This window comes from Bacillus sp. EB600 (assembly GCF_024494385.1).
Lineage (GTDB): Bacteria > Bacillota > Bacilli > Bacillales > Cytobacillaceae > JAEVLT01.
The window spans coordinates 35,527-53,282 of sequence record NZ_JAEVLT010000012.1; the positions used below are offsets into that span (position 1 = coordinate 35,527).

Below are 17,756 nucleotides of genomic sequence, written 5' to 3' on the forward strand. Positions count from 1 at the left end.
TTAGTTAATGGAAAATAGATAATGTTTTTTTTAATAGTCTTACTCTAATTAAGCCTAAAAATACCCTTTTTCAAACCAATAAAGCAAAACCAAACGGCTTGAGCAAAGAAAAAAATACCCCAAATTTGCACAGGAATAAATGCACTTAACTTTGCAAGATTTAATGCATCACCCGCGGAATTTGGCTGTAAAAAACTTATCAGCATAATTTCATAAGCACTAGAAACAGATTCTACTAATAGAATAGAAGCAATTAATAATAAAATAGTATTAATAAGTGACTGCCTTCCTTTAAATAACAAAACAAGAAAGGAAGCACCAAATGTGAGCAGCCAAAATAAACCATAAATGTTCCGAACCCAGAAAATTAAATTCATTCCAATGAATACTAACAGAATACCAATTAAAATTCGATAGTATTTCTTTCCGATCAACCAAAGGGAAAGAAAAGCAATAATGGATGAAAAAAGAAAACCCGCGAGGCTTGTAAAAAAAGCCCCAATCCAGTTGGACTGTGTGCTATATGTAACACCCTCTGTATTACTAAATAATGAAATTTTTTCGACATGACCTCCTAAAAGAGCAATAAAAGCATGCCCTGATTCATGTACAACCGTATTGATGACTTTAACATAGTTGCCAAGAATCGGAACATGGGTCAGCAGGATCGCTAGTACAAGAAAACCGAAGAACTTTACACTTATTTTATCCAATATTCCTCTCAAAATTATATTCTCCTTGTTTTTGAGGTTACGTTGAACCACTTTTATTTGAGTACATTTTATCATTTAAAATGAAAGAAAGGTCTACTTAAATGAATCAACAAAAAAATCCTCACTTCAACAGTGTTAAAGCGAGGATTTTTCTTAAGGCAGTTGCTTTATTTTGCTTTGGATTGGGTCCCGTGGCTTAGGTTCTGGGATTTCTTCGGGAATGCCAACAGCTATTGTACCAATAATATCGTAATGTTCTGGTACGTTCAGAATCTCACGGTTTTTTGCCGAGATACTGATTGATGACCAAAATGTTCCTACTCCTTCAGCCCATGCTGCTAAGTTAAAAGTTTGTATAAAGCATGCAGTTGCAAATGCGTTTTCATCAGTTTCAATTGCGGTTGCGCCGTGCTTTGACAAAACAGCCATCACATATGGAGCATTTCCGAAGTTTGTTTTATGGTTTATCTTTGCTCTTGTTTCCGGACCAATCACATAAATTTCCCAGGGCTGTGTCATGCGATGATTAGGGGCCATCGTTGCTGCCTGTAACCATTTCTGTATCAAATCAGGATTTATCGGATCATCCTTAAACTTTTTAATATTTCTGCGTGTTGTAATTACCTCTACAATATCCAAATAGACTCCTCCTCATTCAAGTGAAATAAAAACAGCCTCTCTCAAAGCTTATTTTAACTTATTATTAGCAAACTAATGAATCATTTTGTTTTATCATCGTTTATACCTTCCTCACGAAGAACGGCAATAAAATGGGCAAGTATCTTTGCGGTTAATCCCCAAATAACTCTATTTTTATAAAGATAGAAAAATTCATCCATTTGTTTCTTCTGCCAACTGTAATTAACTCCACCAGCAATTAAATCAAATGGAAAGTCTTCCTCTGGTTCCGGCTTAAGATCAACATAATAAACTTTAGGCTCATTTTCAATAAAGTAATCTAATGGAACGGTAAATACTTCTCCAACCTCATCAGGGTTTGGACAGATTTTTTCAATATTATCAATAAACCCAACATATGGATATAAAATCATCCCAAATGGAGACAACAGAACATCTAATGGGAAAACTCTAGTAATATCTTCTTTCTTTAGGCCTAATTCCTCCATCGTCTCACGAATCGCGGCAGTTTTCTCATCCTTGTCTTGTAAATCAATTCTCCCTCCAGGAAAACAAATTTCGCCTGGCTGCCTCCTTAGCTCAAGTGATCGCACTTCAAATAGTACATGAATACCATCTTCTTTATGAATAAGCGGCAGAAGAATAGCATATTTTGCAAAATTCTCCTCTCCTAAAATGGAAGGTGTTCGGTCTTTTAATTTGTCCCAAATGGTATTTAACTTCATACTCATCCTCCATTTCACTTTCCTATTTTTCATTAAATCTTTTGATCAATTTACAATACGTGCAAATTCTTCAAGTGTTGTTGAATAATAGATGTATTGTCGAGGAAGAAGATAATTCTTGTTTTCATCGTTCATTTCTGGATGGATCAAAGTACTATCCGTCAGCCCAAACTGATAGTATTTTTTTACTACGTCCAATACTTTCTCATTAAACTTCCCATATGGATAAGCTAGAGCAATAACAGCCTTCCCAGTCATTTGTTCGATTTTTTCCTTTGAAGCTTTAAATTCATATTCGTAATTTGTCGTTTTGGTCAAATCAGGATGTGTGGCTGTATGTGATTGGATGGAGAAAAAGCCTGAAGAGGCTAGTTTTTTTAACTCTACGGCCGATAATCGGTTAGGCCTGCCTACAAAATCAGCGATTACAAAGATCGTTGCAGTAGGTTGAAAGTTTTGGTTTTGCAACTTTTGAAAAGTAGAATAAGCATTTAAATTATTTTTATAACCATCATCAAAGGTGATAAAAATGGGTTTGTTTACTTTTTTTCGATCCTTCCAGTGTTCAAAAGTAAGTAACGTAAAGCCCTGATTTTTTAAATAGACCATCTGTTTTTCGAAATTCTCGGGTGTAACATATAAACCCTTTAAGCCATGGCCTGTAAACTCATTGATTGAGTGATAGACAAGAATTGGAACTTTCTGTTGCGCAAACACATTGGTTGATACCACAAAACTAAGGAGGAGTAAAAATAAGAAAACCCTTTTCACAAAATCACAATCCTTTGATGTAATGGAAGATTTTCCTTTATTGTTCACTAAACAGTTTGTTCTAATCCTTACCCCGAGATCCTTATCCAATTTAAACGTTATTATCATTTTATTTATTTTCTAACATATTCATTATTTAAATTGTAGCATATTTGAATTAATGGGTTAATAAATAAGATCGGCTTTTTTTGAACCGATCTTTTGGTCTATTCGTTTTATTAATCGAGTATGATCTAATCTAGTTTCCTTACCTCTACAATAATGAACAGGTCCTTAAAATATGTCTCCATCTGCAAAACTTCCAACCCATTTTGTTTCAAAAGTTGTACGGTATTTCGATTTAAACAGCATCCATCACATATTTTCTTCCAAACAGGTGTAAACCAATCCTGCAAGCGGGCTAACATAGGATTTCCCATACGGACATGTTCAAACAACAGAATTCTTCCTTCAGGTTTGCAGACTCTTTTCATTTCCTTTATAGCCTTTTCGGCATTCGGAATTGTGCAAAACACCAATGTTCCAACCACAGTATCAAAAGAATGATCCCGAAATGGAAGATTTTCTGCACTTGCATGAATAATCTCAATCGGAACAATTGATTTTTCCTTTTTTTGTAATGACTGATTGATCATATATTTACTTGGCTCGATTGCCGTTACGCTTTCAGCCGATTGGTATAATGGAAAGTTTACCCCCGTTCCTGAACCTAATTCAAGTACCTTTCCGTCAGCCTTTTTTAGTAAATTAATTCGTATATTTTTAAACCTTTTCTTTTCAAGTGGTCCCATAAATGTATCGTACAATTTAGAAAATAACTTACTCACTTTTTTTCAACTCCAGAAATCTTTCCTATTAAAAAAAGCCATGCCATTTGTGTCTCTGTTCTTAATAACATTTCGTGATGAATAAAAAGTACTAGCAACAGGAGTTTGATGGGGCTGATTGATGAATGAAATAATCATTTATTATAGAACAAAAAAGACCAAGTACGGCACAAACGTTTTAATCGTCATGCTTTCACTTGATCTTATGAGCATTCGAAAGTACTTTTCAAGTCCCATCTAACATCGATGTTCTATTTAATAGTAAAATCCATTAAACCCAATATTCTAAATCCTTTTGAAGGCTTGCTGCACAGCTAGCAGACAAGGTTACCTTTTCAGATAAATTAGGATGATCCAGACTTAAAGTTAATGTGAGTTTATCTGTAGACCCATTCAAAAGTAGGCTTTTTGAAGTCTCCGTTAGAGGGAATTTCAAATAATGAACACTTGTCGTGAATTCACGATCGTCATGTACCTCTTCAAATACTGCTTGATTTGGTTCATTACCAACAAATAATGTTAAATGGTGTTCAATGCCCTTTAGTTTCTTTAAAAGATCAGCTAACTGCTCCTGATTATCCAATTCGATAAACAGCGTGGCCGATAATTCATTTTCATCTGGAAGCATGCCTGCGTATATACTAATGTATTCATCTAATTCATTTGGATCAGTTAAATCTTCACTATTAACCAATTCTTGAATTTGAAATAGCACTGTGTTGCGGTTTTCGAACAAAATAGAAATATTTTGGGCCACTTTAACACGTCGATTATTTTTATAGGCAATCATTTTTTTGATATATTCATCTCGGCCTTGACGGTATGTACGCAATGGAATTAAATCTTGTCTAGTAATAATATCGTTCATATGACTTTCTCCTTTATTTGGATTAGTAAACGAACCGTCCCTAAACACATTTAGGGACGGTCTGAAGGATTAGTCTTCTAATGAATCAAGTAATTTTTGGAAACGTTGAGCATGAACGCGCTCTGCCTTTGCCATTACTTCCATCCACTCGCCGACTTCTGGGAATCCTTCTTCGCGAGCAGTTGCAGCAAAACCAGGATACATTTCAGTGTACTCATATGTTTCCCCAGCAATTGCAGATGCAAGCATTTCTTTTACATTACTTACTGGAAGACCTGTTGCAGGATCGCCTTCGCCATTATTTCTTAATGTGTCAAAATGACCAAATGCATGTTTTGTTTCACCATTTGCAATGTTCCGGAATAGACTTGCTACCTCTTCTGCACCTTCTGTATCTGCTTTTTCAGCAAAGAAAAGGTAACGGCGGTTAGCTTGAGATTCTCCAGCAAATGCGGCCTTTAAATTTTCTGCAGTTTTAGTTCCTGTTAAATTAGCCATGAATAAAATGCCTCCAATTCAAATAAATTTAGTGATTAATGTTTATAAAACCACCTAGTTTTTTGTTTGTTACTACGTATGGAAAGGGTATTTTCACAAGAAAGGAATCTATAATGGTTTATAGATTCAGAAGATATTATGTATGTTTCCCGTAATTAAAACTCTCATTCCTTTTTGTAAGTAACTACTATCATTTTATCTCGTCATTATTATTAGGTCAAAGAACATGCTCAGCTTCACTTGTCCTAAAACTACCAAAATTCACAAAATTGTCATTTATACCTATAATCTGTTTATTCTCTCGATTAGCAAAATCGAGAGATTCCAGCTTTAAAGACAAATCCCCCGCCCTCTTTTCGCCTGATTGAATTTATTATTGATTTACTGGAAGCGTATGATAGTATTCTTCAAGCGTAATTTCTCGATCCATGACTTCCTTTGCTATAGCGCTACCAACATAGCGGAGGTGCCATGGCTCGTATTTATAACCAGTGATTGCTTCTTTTCCTTTTGGATAGCGAATAATAAACCCAAAGTCTGCAGCGTGTTTTTGTAGCCATTTCGCCTCTGTTGTAAAACCGAAACAGTCCTCAGCAGGACACTGTCCGTTCCCCCCAGTTACATCAATGGCTAATCCTGTTTCATGTTCACTTGTGCCTGCAAGTGCGCTATATGTTCTAGCTTTTTCATATCCATCCCTTTTTGCGTAAAAATTAAACAGTGCTACCTGTGCCGAATGTGAACGGTACGCAGACACGCCTAATAAATGAATACCTTGCACGCTTGCACCTGTAAATAACTTTTCAATGGCAACTGCTGCTTCTCTTCTCATTTTTCGTCTTTCCAATCTCTCTGAAATAATAAATGGTATGTTTGTATAAATTAGATCCTCTGGTGTATAGGAGTCCGGAAGCATATTTTTTTTATTAACTAGAACAGGTATGCTATCCGGTTTAGCCACAACCTGGATACCTTCCATGTTGAGAGATGTGCCCGTTTGACTATTTAAAGGTTCTGTCTTTTTTTCCTCAGTTGTAGTTTTGTTGCTATTTCCAATTTGTTCGACAGGCTTCCCCTTTGATTCAGTTCCCTTATTTAAAGGAGATGACTTTTCTAATAAGGTAATCTTCTTTTGTTTGTGATTAATCAAATTACTCTCTGTCCGCTGATTTTCATGACTACAAGCTGTTAATGGGATCCCTAGCAAAAGACAACATAAAGCAATTGATAATGTTTTTGACATCTTTGACCTTCCTTAAATGAGATGTTCTTAGTATTGACTTAATCCTTCCATTTCTGCCATTTTAATCACTATTTAATGAAAAACAACCTCGAATATTATACATATCATAACTATGTAAACATCCCACCTTTTACGATAATATTATTATGTAAACTATATAATCAACTATTTTGTAAATAAAGGGACCTTCCTTTCCAACCTGGAAAAGAAGGTCCCTAACGTACAATTTTTTATCTTCATCCTAGTTCCCTTGAAAAATAACTTTACTTAAACCAGCCTTTTTCTTTGGAATGTGTTATGGCTTCTATTCGATTGGACACCCCGAGCTTATCCATAATGGTTGAAATATAATTTCGAACCGTGCCGATGGTAATACATAGCTGACTAGCAATTTCTTTCGTGTTTTTCCCTACAGCTACTAACCCCAAGACATCCATCTCCCGTTCCGTTAATGGATTCTCCTCACTGTAAACATCGTCCATTAGTTCCGGTGCAAAAACTCTTCTCCCCACGATGACACTGCGGATCGAGTTAGCGAGGTCTTCACTAGGACTATCCTTTAATAAATAACCACTGACCCCAGCCTTTAATGCCCGCTGAAAATAACCTGACCGGGCAAAGGTTGTTAGAATAATAACCTTGCAGTCTTTTCCCTTTAATTCTTCTGCCGCCTCCAGTCCACTCTTTCCTGGCATTTCTATATCCATGATGCAAACATCCGGCTGAAATTTATGGACTAAAGTGAGGACTTCATCACCATTACACGCCTGACCAACTACTTCCATATCGTCCTCTAAATTAAGCAGGGAACCTAGTGCCCCGAGGAGCATTCGTTGGTCCTCTGCAATAACAATCTTTATCATTTTGACTCCTCCTCTATACCTAACTTCACCGAATTTGGTATCTTAATGACTAGCATCGTTCCTTCTTTCGTCTCTATTTCCAAGCTTCCGTTGACAAATTCCAATCTTTCCCTCATCCCGATTAAACCACTTCCTTTGTTAAAATCTGCTGATTTCATACCCGTTGTTCCATTATCTCGAACCTTTATAATAGCTTCACGAGGAGTTTGTTCAAAGCTGACATAACATGTAGTAGCCCCACTATGTTTAACGACGTTGGTAACAGCCTCTTTCAAGCACATGCTGAGAATGTTCTCTGATAAGAGTGAAACATGTGTAAGAGAAACTTCCTGTTCACAAACAAAATTAATTTGAGCAGCAGTAAGCAGTTGTTTAATGCGGACGAGCTCATCCTTTAACCGAATACCGCGCATATTTGCTACCATTTTCCTCACTTCATTTAATGCGGTTCGCGCTGTTTGTTGAACATCTTTCAATTCAGACTTAGCCTGCTCGGGGTCTTTATAAATTAATTTCCTGGCCAGGTCGCTTTTTAAACCAATCAATGATAACTTTTGCCCAAGCGTATCATGAAGATCCCGTGCGATTCTTTGGCGTTCCTCTTGTTTAACAAGCTCAGCAATTCGCTTGTTAGCATCTTCTAGCTTTTCTTCGAGCTGTCCACGTTCTTTGCGGTAACGGATGCTGAATGGTAGAAGGATGACACTGATAAAAATGACTAGGACAAATGGCAATTGTTTCGTGAATAACGCCTCTTGAAGGATAATCTTATAATTGATCACAGCGGCTGTACTGACTAAATGAACAAAATATAAAATAACAAATGTTGCCTTAGCCTTTATATTACCGATCAAATAGGCTAGAAAAAAGGCAAAATAAACATAGCTGAACATGGTTGTCGAAACGGCTGAAATAGCAATAAGGAAACCGGTCCATAAATAAACCGTCCACCCCTTGGAAGTAAAAGCAAACCGGTAAAAAACAAAAAATAAGAGTGTTAAAATAATCCCAATGATGATACTTACGGTGGATGGAGATTGGGAAATAAAATAAAATGGCAAAATTGCTAGAACCGTCCAAATATATGGAGAAACTCCCGTGCCTTTTAATAACTTCCAATAATTTTTAAACATCATATATTCCTCATTTGCTCTTCTTTAACTAAATAACCTATTACTATTACTATTTTATCACATCGAAGGCAAATGAATGACTCCCCTTGCCAATCCGAAGAGGAGTCATTCATTTAATATAGTTGTGAATTAATGTTCTGGTTTGATTTTAATTGCAAGCGGCTTTTTAGCCAACGCCTTTATTCCATTAAAGCCTACAAATTTTTTCTTTTCCTCATCCCACAGGTGGAAGCGTAAACAGCGAAAGCTTGCAGAAAGCGTGATTGTTGGCACGTTTTGCAGTGGCGGTGTATTGTTATGAGCTGCTTCAAGCATATAATTTGGTACCCTCGGACTTAAATGATGAACATGATGGTACCCAATGTTACCTGTAACCCACTGTAAAAGCTTCGGCAATTTATAGAAAGAACTACCCTCAACCGCTGCTTTTACATAATCCCACTCCTTATTCTCTTCAAAATAGGAATCCTCAAAGGTATGCTGTACATAAAAAAGCCAAATTCCCGCAGAACCGGAGATAAGAAAAATGGGTCCTTGAACCAATAGAAACGCCTTCCAGCCAATTGCCAAGCATAGGGTGCCAACTCCTAAAACAAGCAAGGTATTTATCAAATAGGTGTTCATGCGTTCCTTTTTTCTGGCATTCTTTCTGTTAAAACGGTTCATAATCAGAAATTGAAAAATGGGTCCTAAAACAAACATGATGAATGGATTACGGTATAACCGGTAGCCAAGCTTTACCCAAATAGAGGCGGATAAATATTCTTCTACTGTTAGCATCCAAAGATCTCCTACACCTCGCTTGTCCAAATTACTGCTCGTTGCGTGATGAACAGAATGTTCATGTGCCCATTGGTCATATGGAAACAAAGTTAAAACACCAGTAATGGTCCCTAGGATTTTGTTTGCAAGCCGATTTTTAAAAAAGGAATGGTGACAGCAATCATGAAAAATGATGAAAATACGCACCACAAATCCTGCTGCAGCAATAGTAAAAATGAAAGTTAAAATATAAGAAATAGACAAGCATCGATAGGCAAGATACCATAATAGAAAAAATGGAACTATTGTGTTAACTAACTGCCACACACTGTCTTTTGTCGTAGGTTTTTCATAAGTAGCAACCTGTTTTCGTAAATTAGTTAAGTTCATTTTTATTGTTTCCTTCCTTTACATTGTTATTTTAAATTATAAAGAACAAGAAAGGACCTTGTAAGTAGCAGTTATCATGTTTGTTATATGATAACTGTCATATGAGGAATAATATAAAACTGTCCTTAATTATAATTTTCAAAAAACTACGTGATATACAATTTAAATTGATCATTTATGCTAGTTGCCAACGTTTCTTTTCTTTTTAGATTGAAAGTGAAAAGTACTGTTTAGCAAACTTTTTATACGTTCTATTGTCAACAACTTCTTTTCCTACATTTCCGTTCATATATTGGGTGAATGAGGTATCTGTCAATGTTATATACCCATTTCTTGTCAACTTTGTAATTAAAGGTTGTTTATTAAAGGAGGAATCTGGATGCTCACTTATAATCTTTTGTATTTCATTTAATTCAGAAATGTCCTTAACAGGCTGCCAAGTATCAAAGATATACCCTATTCTCCAATCTTTATCCTTATTACTCAACTTCACTTGAAGGATATAATCTCCAGCATCACTAACGACAGGGATGATTCGAAATTCTCCATTTGCAGATTTAGCAATCTGACCGCTCAAAGGAACTGGTATTAGAGGTAAATTTACACCGAAACCCGTATCCATTAAATAGGTTTGTTCATTATGTGATAAAAGAATAGCTGCGTGAGTTCTCCCAGTTGAACTCCACTTTTGAGCGGGATGGTTGTATACTACACCACGAACTAAACTTACGTAAAAGCCGTTTTCCAATAAGAAAAAGTAGAGAATTGGATTTAATTCATAACATAGTCCCCCTTCATTTCTTAGTAAGATCTTTTTTATAAGGTTTTCTTTTGTAATCTGGCATGTATTCCCAGTAATTATGCTTAGGTTTTCAAATGGGATTGTCTGGGCTGTCTTTTCAAGGATGTATTTCAGCATATCAAAAGTAATTTTTGCGGTTTCAGAGATACCGATTCTTTTTCTAAATAATTGATTTAACTCAGTCGTCATTTTAATCCTCACTTTTTGTTTTATTTCATTTTATCAATTTTTTCACATTATACATATGTCTTTAGTCCAACAGGTTTCCACTATTGAAAGAATGAATTTATTAGCAGAAAATGAAAAAAAGAACAACAAGTCAATGTTGTCTCAATATAATGAACTAATTACCCCTTTATATCCATTCAATTTATAGGTTCTGTTTATATTCCATAATGAATCAAAATAAGGGAGGAACAGTAGCAGGTGATAAGGTGAATAATTATCAGATCTATAATTATACGTTTAAGAACTTACGAGAATCAAATATGTCATTTGAAGAGGTTTTTTCACGTATCATAAAGTTTATGAAGTTGAATCCCAGTGGCAACTTTCGGTTAATGGTTGGGACCGATTCCCAGGTGCACGAGGCTAAAACAATTTTCATAACAGGTATTGTGATCCAAAATAAAGGCAAGGGTGTCTGGGCTTGTATTCGTGAGGTAATCATTCCAAGGAAAATGAATTTTTTACGTGAGCGGATTTCATTTGAGACATCTTTGACTGAAGATATTGTTTCCATGTTTACTGAAGAAAGAAAAAGTCAAATGATTGATATCGTTCTCCCCTATCTTTACCAGGGTGCGTCCTTTAAGCTAGAAGGTCATCTGGATATTGGAGCAGGAAAACGAAATAAAACGCGAGAATTTGTCGAGGAAATGGCTGCACGAATTGGTTCGATGGGATTTGAACCAAAAATTAAGCCTGATGCATTTGTGGCCTCAAGTTATGCAAATCGATTTACAAAATAAAAGAAGCGCCTAAGATCAAGGATCCTACGCGCTTCCGCTTTTCTTTATTGTCTAGCTCCAGCGCCCAGCGATTAGTGTACTTCGCTGAACGTGTGCTTCCGCTTTTCTTTAAATCAACAATTGGAACAAGTTGCTGTCATTATTGACTTCTTTATAGAAAAATCCCTTATTCTTGATTCTTTCAATTAATGGATAGTAGTCTTCTTTTTCTTTCAATTCAATTCCTACTAATGCTGGACCTCTTTCTTTGTTGTTCTTTTTCGTATATTCAAACCGATTGATATCATCATTCGGTCCAAGGACATCGAGTAGAAACTCGCGCAGTGCACCTGGGCGCTGTGGAAATTGGACAATAAAATAGTGCTGCAAGCCTTCATACATCATGGAACGTTCTTTTATTTCCTGCATTCGCCCAATATCATTGTTGCCTCCACTGATGATACAAACAACAGTTTTTCCTTTAATTTTGTCTGCATAACCATCTAAGGCTGCAACGGACAATGCGCCAGTTGGTTCGGCCACAATAGCATTTTCATTATACAACTGCAAAAGCGTGGTACACACTTTTCCTTCCGGGATAACAACAATATCATCAATGATCTCTTTGCAAATGCTATAGGTTAATGTTCCTACTGTTTTGACTGCAGCCCCATCGACAAATGGGTCGATTTCTTTTAATGAAGTGACTTCGCCATGTAAAAATGATTCTTTCATCCCTGGTGCGCCTTGAGGCTCAACCCCAATTAGTTTTGTTTCCGGCGAAAAGCTTTTCATGTAGGTTCCAACACCAGACATAAGACCGCCGCCGCCAATTGCACCAAATAGATAATCGATTCTTTCATGACAGTCATCTAATAGTTCAACTGCGATTGTTCCTTGACCAGCAACAACGTCAACATCATCAAACGGATGGATAAAGGTTCGTTGTTCTATTTGACTGCATTTCACTGCTTCTTCATATGCATCGTCAAAGGTATCGCCGACTAATACAATTTCAATATCATCTCTGCCCCAAAATTTAACTTGATTTACCTTTTGCTTTGGTGTGGTGTTGGGCATATAAATTTTCCCATTAATTTTCAAAAGATGACAAGAGTAAGCAACTCCTTGTGCATGGTTTCCCGCACTTGCACAAATAATACCGTTTTTTAACTCCTCCTCACTTAATCGTTTTATCCGATTATAGGCGCCACGAATTTTAAAGGAGCGGACGCTTTGTAAATCTTCCCGTTTTAGATAGATATTGCAATCATATCGTTCCGATAATAAAGCATTATATTGAAGTGGGGTTGGAGAAATAATATCTTTAATCGTGTGAGTTGCGATAATGATATCCTCCACATTAAAGGACTTTTCTTTTTGATCTACTTGTTGGTTCATATTGATATACCTCCTAATGGATCCCAATAACAAAGTTATAGGTAGTGCAGGATTATTGAAACTAATAAGGGATTTATTAGCTTTTCACTTTTTTAGACACCAAAAAACCCGCCCCGGATATAGGGACGAGTTTACTCGCGATACCACCCTACTTCCACAACACAAACGAAGACATGTCATGGCTCTCGATCAACGTACAGTTTATTTATACGTGTTCCATTGTAACGGCGGACAATCCGGCACAGCCTACTTTTACTTTTCAGCTCTGCATCTCTGAGATGATTTTCAGATATGTCCTGACACCGACTTTCAGCACACGTCGATTCTCTGTAGAACTAGATCATACCCTACTCTTTCTCGTCATTGATTTTTAAGTTCAATTTATTGAAATAAGATTACCATTGTAAATAAAACAAGTCAATATTTTTAGGCTATTTTTATTTTTGTGAATTATGCGATATTTTTTGACGCTAACTGCTAATAGATTTCCCACATTCGTAGGAATTTAATTCGTTGACAATTCACTAAAACGAGCGTATGGTGATATTGGAGTTAGATAAATATCTTGAAAAAAATTCTCGTTAGGCGAGGCGTCTGTACAAACACAGGCCACTGCCCGGAAACGTCGAAAGACGCCAATGGGTAAAACAGGTATTGCCGGCTTAAGGCTCTACTAAATGTGGCTGAGGGGTTTCCCTCTACGTTGTGCAGTGCTAAAGCTAAACTAGGGGGATTTTAATGGATTATTTAAATTGTCTATTAATTCAATCCCCCTGAAAAACAGGGGGATTTTTTACCGTTTGTCCCACACCAATTCTTGCTGGAAGAATACTATTTTTATATAAGGAGTGTGATTTTTCGTGGAAGGTTCCAGTAGTAGGTTATGGAACATGCTAATCAAATATAGAGTCATGACTAGCCGTAATTATGCAACTGGAAGCTCTATGAAAATTGCAGTTTCCTAGCGAAAATGGAATAGAATGACTCCCCACCAACTTGGGAGGTGCATGATTGTGATTATGAAATTTAATACTGTTAAAAAATATGGAATTAAACCTGAAGTCAAAGATGAAAAGATTAATTCAATTCACGGCTTTGACATTGAATTAAATAAAGAAGATACACTAAGAATTGGGCGGCTCGTTGACAATTATGAAAAAAGTATTTTAGCCCATTTAGATGATGAATACATCCGTAAAACGACATGGTCTGATCGACTAGCTGATCGTATTTCTTCTTTTGGCGGCAGTTGGAAGTTCATTATCTTTTTTAGTTTATTTCTTGTATTTTGGATGATTTGGAACTCCTTTACTTTCACTAAACATTTTGATAGCAAACCGTTTATCTTATTAAATTTGATTCTATCTTTTATCGCTGCTTTTCAAGCACCCGTAATTATGATGAGTCAGAATCGGCAGGCAGCCCGTGACAAACACGAATCGATTATTGATTTTGCAATTAATTATAAGGCCGAGCAGGAAATAGATGATCTGCAGAGTCAGCTTCATCAAATTAAAGATGAATTACACTCAATAAATCAATTACTGCAAGCAAATCATAAGAATGAGGAGCATAAATAAGTATTAATAAATTGAAAATAGAATTATCTCTATTTAGAAGAGCCACAAATTTTTGGCTCTTTTTTCCTTACCTTTCCTTTTCACACTGTTATTAATAAGTAATTACCTCCTTATTTTCTATTTATTAGAAAAATGTATAATGAATTATGTGAATAATAAATCTTTTGTAAAAGGAGAATCTTAAATGAATAACATTGTAAAGGAATTTCTAAATATTCCAACCACCTGTATATCTGATGCAATGAATGGATTAAATAATTTGGATCCGGCCATTAAATCCCTTAAGGAAGGATATCATCTTGCTGGAAGAGCGTTAACGGTAAAAATTCCTGTTGGCGATAATCTGGCAGTCCTTAGAGCAATTAGGGAGTCAAAGCCGGGTGATATTTTAGTTGTGGATGCAAAAGGTGACCGTTATCGTGCCATCGCCGGTGACTTTGTGGTTGGTATGGCGCAAACACTCGGTATCGGCGGGATCGTAGTTGACGGAGTGATCCGAGATATCGTTGGCATAAAAGAACTAGATTTCCCAGTCTTTTCTAAAGGAACAACTGTTGCTGCAAGTGGTAAAGGGGGTGTTGGGGAAATTAACATTCCCATTTCCTGCGGCGGTGTGGCTGTAAACCCAGGCGATATTATTGTCGGGGATACGGACGGTGTCGTGGTGATTCCACAAAGAAAAGAGCAAGAAGTATTAGCCAAAGCATCGGATAAACTGAAAAAAGATCAAGAAAGAGAAGCAAATATCTCCGGAAATCGCGAAGCAATTATTAAGTATTTAGATCAGCTATTATCAAAGTAAAAAATGTAAAAACTCTGGATGATGCATTAGCACCATCCAGAATTTTTACATTTATTTATAGAGTTCGCTTCCGTTGTTTTTAAATTCCTCTGCTTTTTCTTGCAAACCTTCGTCAATAACGGTTTCAAACTCTAGTCCCTTTTCTTTTGCAAGATCGCGAATATCCTGTGAAATTCTCATACTGCAGAACTTGGGACCACACATGGAACAAAAATGAGATGTTTTCGCCCCTTCGGCAGGGAGCGTTTCATCATGGTATTCAACCGCTCTTTCAGGATCAAGGGATAAATTAAATTGATCGCGCCAGCGGAACTCAAAGCGTGCTTTAGATAGAGCATCATCACGTTTTTGGGCACCAGGATGGCCTTTAGCCAAGTCAGCTGCATGAGCTGCGATTTTATAAGTAATTACCCCGACCCGGACATCTTCTTTGTTTGGAAGGCCAAGGTGCTCTTTTGGAGTGACATAACATAGCATGGCTGTACCAAACCAACCAATCATCGCTGCCCCAATTGCTGAGGTTATATGATCATAACCTGGTGCGATATCGGTTGTCAGTGGTCCTAATGTATAAAACGGCGCTTCCTGACAAACCTCCATTTGCTTATCAACATTTTCCTTGATTAAATGCATTGGTACATGTCCTGGCCCTTCAATCATCACCTGAACATCGTGCTTCCAGGCAATCTTTGTGAGCTCACCAAGCGTTTCTAATTCAGCGAATTGTGCTTCATCGTTTGCATCTGCAATTGACCCAGGGCGAAGTCCGTCCCCCAAGGAAAAGGCAACATCATAGGTCTTCATGATTTCGCAGATCTCTTCAAAATGCGTATAAAGGAAACTTTCTTGATGGTGGGCAAGGCACCATTGAGCCATGATTGAACCGCCTCGTGACACGATTCCTGTCATTCTCTTTGCTGTTAATGGGATATAGCGAAGAAGGACCCCTGCGTGGATTGTAAAATAATCAACGCCCTGCTCCGCTTGCTCGATCAAAGTATCCCGATATACTTCCCAGGTCAAATCTTCGGCAACCCCATTTACTTTTTCCAATGCCTGGTAAATAGGAACTGTTCCAACCGGAACGGGACAATTTCGAATAATCCACTCCCTGGTTGTATGGATATTTTTTCCTGTTGATAAATCCATCAGGTTATCTGCTCCCCAACGGGTAGCCCATGTCATTTTTTCAACTTCTGCTTCAATCGAAGATGTTACTGCTGAATTCCCAATATTCGCATTAATTTTGACATGGAAATTTCGACCAATGATCATTGGTTCACTTTCCGGATGATTGATGTTCGCTGGAATAATTGCCCGTCCTCTTGCTACCTCGTCCCGTACAAACTCGGCTGAGATATTTTCCCTAATTGCTATAAATTCCATTTCAGGCGTGATAACTCCCTGACGTGCATAATGCAATTGCGTAACGTTTTTCCCTTTTTTGGCGCGTAGTGGTTGTCTTTTTAATCCTGGAAAAACTTCTAGATTTGCCCGCGGATCCCCATGTAAAAAGCCATTATCTTGAGGCTGAATCTCACGACCCTCATACCCTTCGACATCTCCGCGTTCAAGGACCCAATTACGGCGTACTGGCTTTAGACCATTGCGGATATCAACTGTAGCTTTCGAATCGGTGTACGGACCGCTTGTATCGTAAACACGGACAGGCTGATTTATCTCTTCACCAAATGTTCCGGTTGTTGGACTTAACTCAATTTCACGCATTGGTACTTTGATGTCAGGTCTCGAACCTTCTACATATACTTTTTTACTTCCTGAAAAACTAGACATAATCGAAAAATTCATGTCATTTACTGATTTGTTCGTCATGATTGTCAACACTCCTTTTTAATTGTAAAAAGGACATAATCTGATTCATTCCATATGAAAAAGCCAGGTCTTCCAATGAAGACCTGGCATGTTAGCAACAATTCAGTAATGACTCAACGTCATTAAAAATCATTAGACTCTAACTTCCCCACGCTGGTATGAACCAGATCAGGTCCCGAGGGTTAAGAAACTTAAGCGCGTTTCTCTCTCAGCCCAACATCTTGGACACCCCTAGTCAAACTATTCAATTAACAATCTAATTATTACCCTTAGTGTGCAAAGAGTAAATAGTTCCAAAAGCTCAATTAAATTCCATATATTAGTAAATATTTGTCTTATGGTACAGAACTGAAAAAATTGCTTCACCTTTCCATTTCTGATTACAACATGTTATACTAGACTTATTATGCAATATTCTGATAATAAGAGGAGAATACACGATGTTAATTCCATACAACAAGGTATCACCCACCATCCATAAAAGCGTTTTTGTTGCCCCTGGTGCTTACATAATTGGCAACGTGAAAATTGGTAAAGAATCGACGATATGGTTTAATGCTGTTTTACGTGGCGATGAAGGACCGATTACAATCGGTGATCAATGCAGTATCCAAGATAACACAACCATACATTTATACGAAGGCAGTCCAGTTGTCATTGGCGATGGGGTTACAGTAGGCCATAATGTCATTCTACATGGATGTCGGGTCGGTAGTCGGTCAATCATCGGGATGGGTTCAACAATTTTAGATAACGTCGAAATTGGCGAGGAATGTATTATAGGGGCCAATACATTGCTTACATCTGGAAAAAAAATTCCCCCACGCTCCCTTGTAATGGGTTCTCCCGGGAAAGTGGTCCGGGAATTAACTGACAAGGACCTGCATTTAATTCAAATATCCATCGATGTTTATGTGCAAAAAGGACAAGAATTTAAAGAAATACTTAAATAAAAA

The 17,756-nt window shown here is 37.1% G+C and carries 18 protein-coding genes, 2 riboswitches and 1 other annotated feature; of the genes, 4 read left to right on the forward strand and 14 right to left on the reverse strand.

Annotation, left to right across the window (positions count from 1 at the left end; genetic code table 11):
• Positions 1-44 precede the first annotated feature (44 nt).
• The 12 genes from JN080_RS14115 to JN080_RS14170 all read right to left on the reverse strand — a co-directional run bounded on the left by JN080_RS14115 (position 45) and on the right by JN080_RS14170 (position 10,423).
• Positions 45-725, reverse strand: a complete 681-nt coding sequence (locus tag JN080_RS14115; protein WP_256236659.1) for a M50 family metallopeptidase — start codon at positions 723-725, stop codon at positions 45-47.
• Between the two features lie 141 nt (positions 726-866).
• Positions 867-1,352, reverse strand: a complete 486-nt coding sequence (locus tag JN080_RS14120) for a nitroreductase family protein (RefSeq protein ID WP_256236660.1) — start codon at positions 1,350-1,352, stop codon at positions 867-869.
• Between the two features lie 80 nt (positions 1,353-1,432).
• A complete protein-coding gene (locus tag JN080_RS14125) occupies positions 1,433-2,077 on the reverse strand; it encodes an NUDIX hydrolase (RefSeq protein WP_256236661.1) in 645 nt (214 codons plus the stop codon).
• Positions 2,078-2,122: 45 nt separating this feature from the next.
• A complete protein-coding gene (locus tag JN080_RS14130) occupies positions 2,123-2,848 on the reverse strand; it encodes a polysaccharide deacetylase family protein (protein ID WP_256236662.1) in 726 nt (241 codons plus the stop codon).
• Positions 2,849-3,081: 233 nt separating this feature from the next.
• Positions 3,082-3,675 carry a class I SAM-dependent methyltransferase gene (locus JN080_RS14135; protein WP_256236663.1) on the reverse strand — a complete coding sequence of 198 codons (594 nt, stop codon included), beginning with the start codon at positions 3,673-3,675 and terminating at the stop codon, positions 3,082-3,084.
• Between the two features lie 271 nt (positions 3,676-3,946).
• Positions 3,947-4,543, reverse strand: coding sequence for a DUF3501 family protein (locus JN080_RS14140; protein ID WP_256236664.1), 597 nt, complete (start codon positions 4,541-4,543; stop codon positions 3,947-3,949).
• A 69-nt stretch (positions 4,544-4,612) separates the two neighbouring features.
• A complete protein-coding gene (locus tag JN080_RS14145) occupies positions 4,613-5,041 on the reverse strand; it encodes a rubrerythrin family protein (protein WP_256236665.1) in 429 nt (142 codons plus the stop codon).
• 373 nt (positions 5,042-5,414) lie between these two features.
• Positions 5,415-6,284 carry a M15 family metallopeptidase gene (locus tag JN080_RS14150; RefSeq protein ID WP_256236666.1) on the reverse strand — a complete coding sequence of 290 codons (870 nt, stop codon included), beginning with the start codon at positions 6,282-6,284 and terminating at the stop codon, positions 5,415-5,417.
• Positions 6,285-6,547: 263 nt separating this feature from the next.
• A complete protein-coding gene (locus JN080_RS14155) occupies positions 6,548-7,147 on the reverse strand; it encodes a response regulator transcription factor (RefSeq protein ID WP_256236667.1) in 600 nt (199 codons plus the stop codon).
• A complete protein-coding gene (locus tag JN080_RS14160; RefSeq protein WP_256236668.1) occupies positions 7,144-8,280 on the reverse strand; it encodes a sensor histidine kinase in 1,137 nt (378 codons plus the stop codon). Before JN080_RS14160 ends, JN080_RS14155 begins: the two co-directional genes overlap by 4 nt.
• Before the next feature lie 129 nt (positions 8,281-8,409).
• Positions 8,410-9,432 (reverse strand): Delta(5) desaturase DesA, encoded by a 1,023-nt coding sequence (desA, locus tag JN080_RS14165; RefSeq protein ID WP_256236669.1) that lies wholly within the window; start codon positions 9,430-9,432, stop codon positions 8,410-8,412.
• Positions 9,433-9,637: 205 nt separating this feature from the next.
• Positions 9,638-10,423, reverse strand: coding sequence for an arylamine N-acetyltransferase family protein (locus tag JN080_RS14170; protein ID WP_256236670.1), 786 nt, complete (start codon positions 10,421-10,423; stop codon positions 9,638-9,640).
• Positions 10,424-10,722: 299 nt separating this feature from the next.
• Between JN080_RS14170 and JN080_RS14175 the strand changes: the two genes are divergently transcribed.
• Positions 10,723-11,205, forward strand: a complete 483-nt coding sequence (locus JN080_RS14175; RefSeq protein ID WP_256236734.1) for a ribonuclease H-like YkuK family protein — start codon at positions 10,723-10,725, stop codon at positions 11,203-11,205.
• Between the two features lie 108 nt (positions 11,206-11,313).
• On the opposite strand, the gene ilvA is transcribed toward JN080_RS14175, so the two are convergent.
• Positions 11,314-12,585 (reverse strand): threonine ammonia-lyase IlvA, encoded by a 1,272-nt coding sequence (gene ilvA, locus JN080_RS14180; protein WP_256236671.1) that lies wholly within the window; start codon positions 12,583-12,585, stop codon positions 11,314-11,316.
• A gap of 118 nt (positions 12,586-12,703) precedes the next feature.
• Positions 12,704-12,958: a binding site (T-box leader), on the reverse strand.
• Positions 12,959-13,155: 197 nt separating this feature from the next.
• Positions 13,156-13,324, forward strand: a riboswitch (M-box (ykoK) riboswitch).
• Between the two features lie 280 nt (positions 13,325-13,604).
• Here ilvA and JN080_RS14185 point away from each other — a divergent pair.
• Positions 13,605-14,165 (forward strand): DUF1003 domain-containing protein, encoded by a 561-nt coding sequence (locus tag JN080_RS14185; RefSeq protein WP_256236735.1) that lies wholly within the window; start codon positions 13,605-13,607, stop codon positions 14,163-14,165.
• 184 nt (positions 14,166-14,349) lie between these two features.
• Positions 14,350-14,967, forward strand: coding sequence for an RraA family protein (locus JN080_RS14190; protein WP_256236672.1), 618 nt, complete (start codon positions 14,350-14,352; stop codon positions 14,965-14,967).
• Positions 14,968-15,018: 51 nt separating this feature from the next.
• Here the strand turns inward: JN080_RS14190 and thiC are convergent, their stop codons facing one another.
• Complete coding sequence (thiC, locus tag JN080_RS14195) at positions 15,019-16,800, reverse strand: phosphomethylpyrimidine synthase ThiC (RefSeq protein ID WP_256236673.1); 1,782 nt, start codon at positions 16,798-16,800, stop codon at positions 15,019-15,021.
• 128 nt (positions 16,801-16,928) lie between these two features.
• Positions 16,929-17,043: riboswitch (TPP riboswitch) on the reverse strand.
• Between the two features lie 197 nt (positions 17,044-17,240).
• On the opposite strand from thiC, the gene JN080_RS14200 reads away from it, so the two are divergent.
• Positions 17,241-17,753 carry a gamma carbonic anhydrase family protein gene (locus JN080_RS14200; protein WP_256236674.1) on the forward strand — a complete coding sequence of 171 codons (513 nt, stop codon included), beginning with the start codon at positions 17,241-17,243 and terminating at the stop codon, positions 17,751-17,753.
• Positions 17,754-17,756 lie beyond the last annotated feature (3 nt).

What these genes read in the sequence shown, in the direction of transcription:
- JN080_RS14125 (WP_256236661.1), bottom strand. Translation starts at nt 2,077, where the DNA reads ATGAAGTTAAATACCATTTGGGACAAATTAAAAGACCGAACACCTTCC.
- JN080_RS14140 (WP_256236664.1), bottom strand. Translation starts at nt 4,543, where the DNA reads ATGAACGATATTATTACTAGACAAGATTTAATTCCATTGCGTACATAC.
- JN080_RS14145 (WP_256236665.1), bottom strand. Translation starts at nt 5,041, where the DNA reads ATGGCTAATTTAACAGGAACTAAAACTGCAGAAAATTTAAAGGCCGCA.
- JN080_RS14150 (WP_256236666.1), bottom strand. Translation starts at nt 6,284, where the DNA reads ATGTCAAAAACATTATCAATTGCTTTATGTTGTCTTTTGCTAGGGATC.
- JN080_RS14155 (WP_256236667.1), bottom strand. Translation starts at nt 7,147, where the DNA reads ATGATAAAGATTGTTATTGCAGAGGACCAACGAATGCTCCTCGGGGCA.
- JN080_RS14160 (WP_256236668.1), bottom strand. Translation starts at nt 8,280, where the DNA reads ATGTTTAAAAATTATTGGAAGTTATTAAAAGGCACGGGAGTTTCTCCA.
- desA (WP_256236669.1), bottom strand. Translation starts at nt 9,432, where the DNA reads ATGAACTTAACTAATTTACGAAAACAGGTTGCTACTTATGAAAAACCT.
- JN080_RS14170 (WP_256236670.1), bottom strand. Translation starts at nt 10,423, where the DNA reads ATGACGACTGAGTTAAATCAATTATTTAGAAAAAGAATCGGTATCTCT.
- JN080_RS14175 (WP_256236734.1), top strand. Translation starts at nt 10,723, where the DNA reads ATGTCATTTGAAGAGGTTTTTTCACGTATCATAAAGTTTATGAAGTTG.
- ilvA (WP_256236671.1), bottom strand. Translation starts at nt 12,585, where the DNA reads ATGAACCAACAAGTAGATCAAAAAGAAAAGTCCTTTAATGTGGAGGAT.
- JN080_RS14185 (WP_256236735.1), top strand. Translation starts at nt 13,605, where the DNA reads ATGAAATTTAATACTGTTAAAAAATATGGAATTAAACCTGAAGTCAAA.
- JN080_RS14190 (WP_256236672.1), top strand. Translation starts at nt 14,350, where the DNA reads ATGAATAACATTGTAAAGGAATTTCTAAATATTCCAACCACCTGTATA.
- thiC (WP_256236673.1), bottom strand. Translation starts at nt 16,800, where the DNA reads ATGACGAACAAATCAGTAAATGACATGAATTTTTCGATTATGTCTAGT.
- JN080_RS14200 (WP_256236674.1), top strand. Translation starts at nt 17,241, where the DNA reads ATGTTAATTCCATACAACAAGGTATCACCCACCATCCATAAAAGCGTT.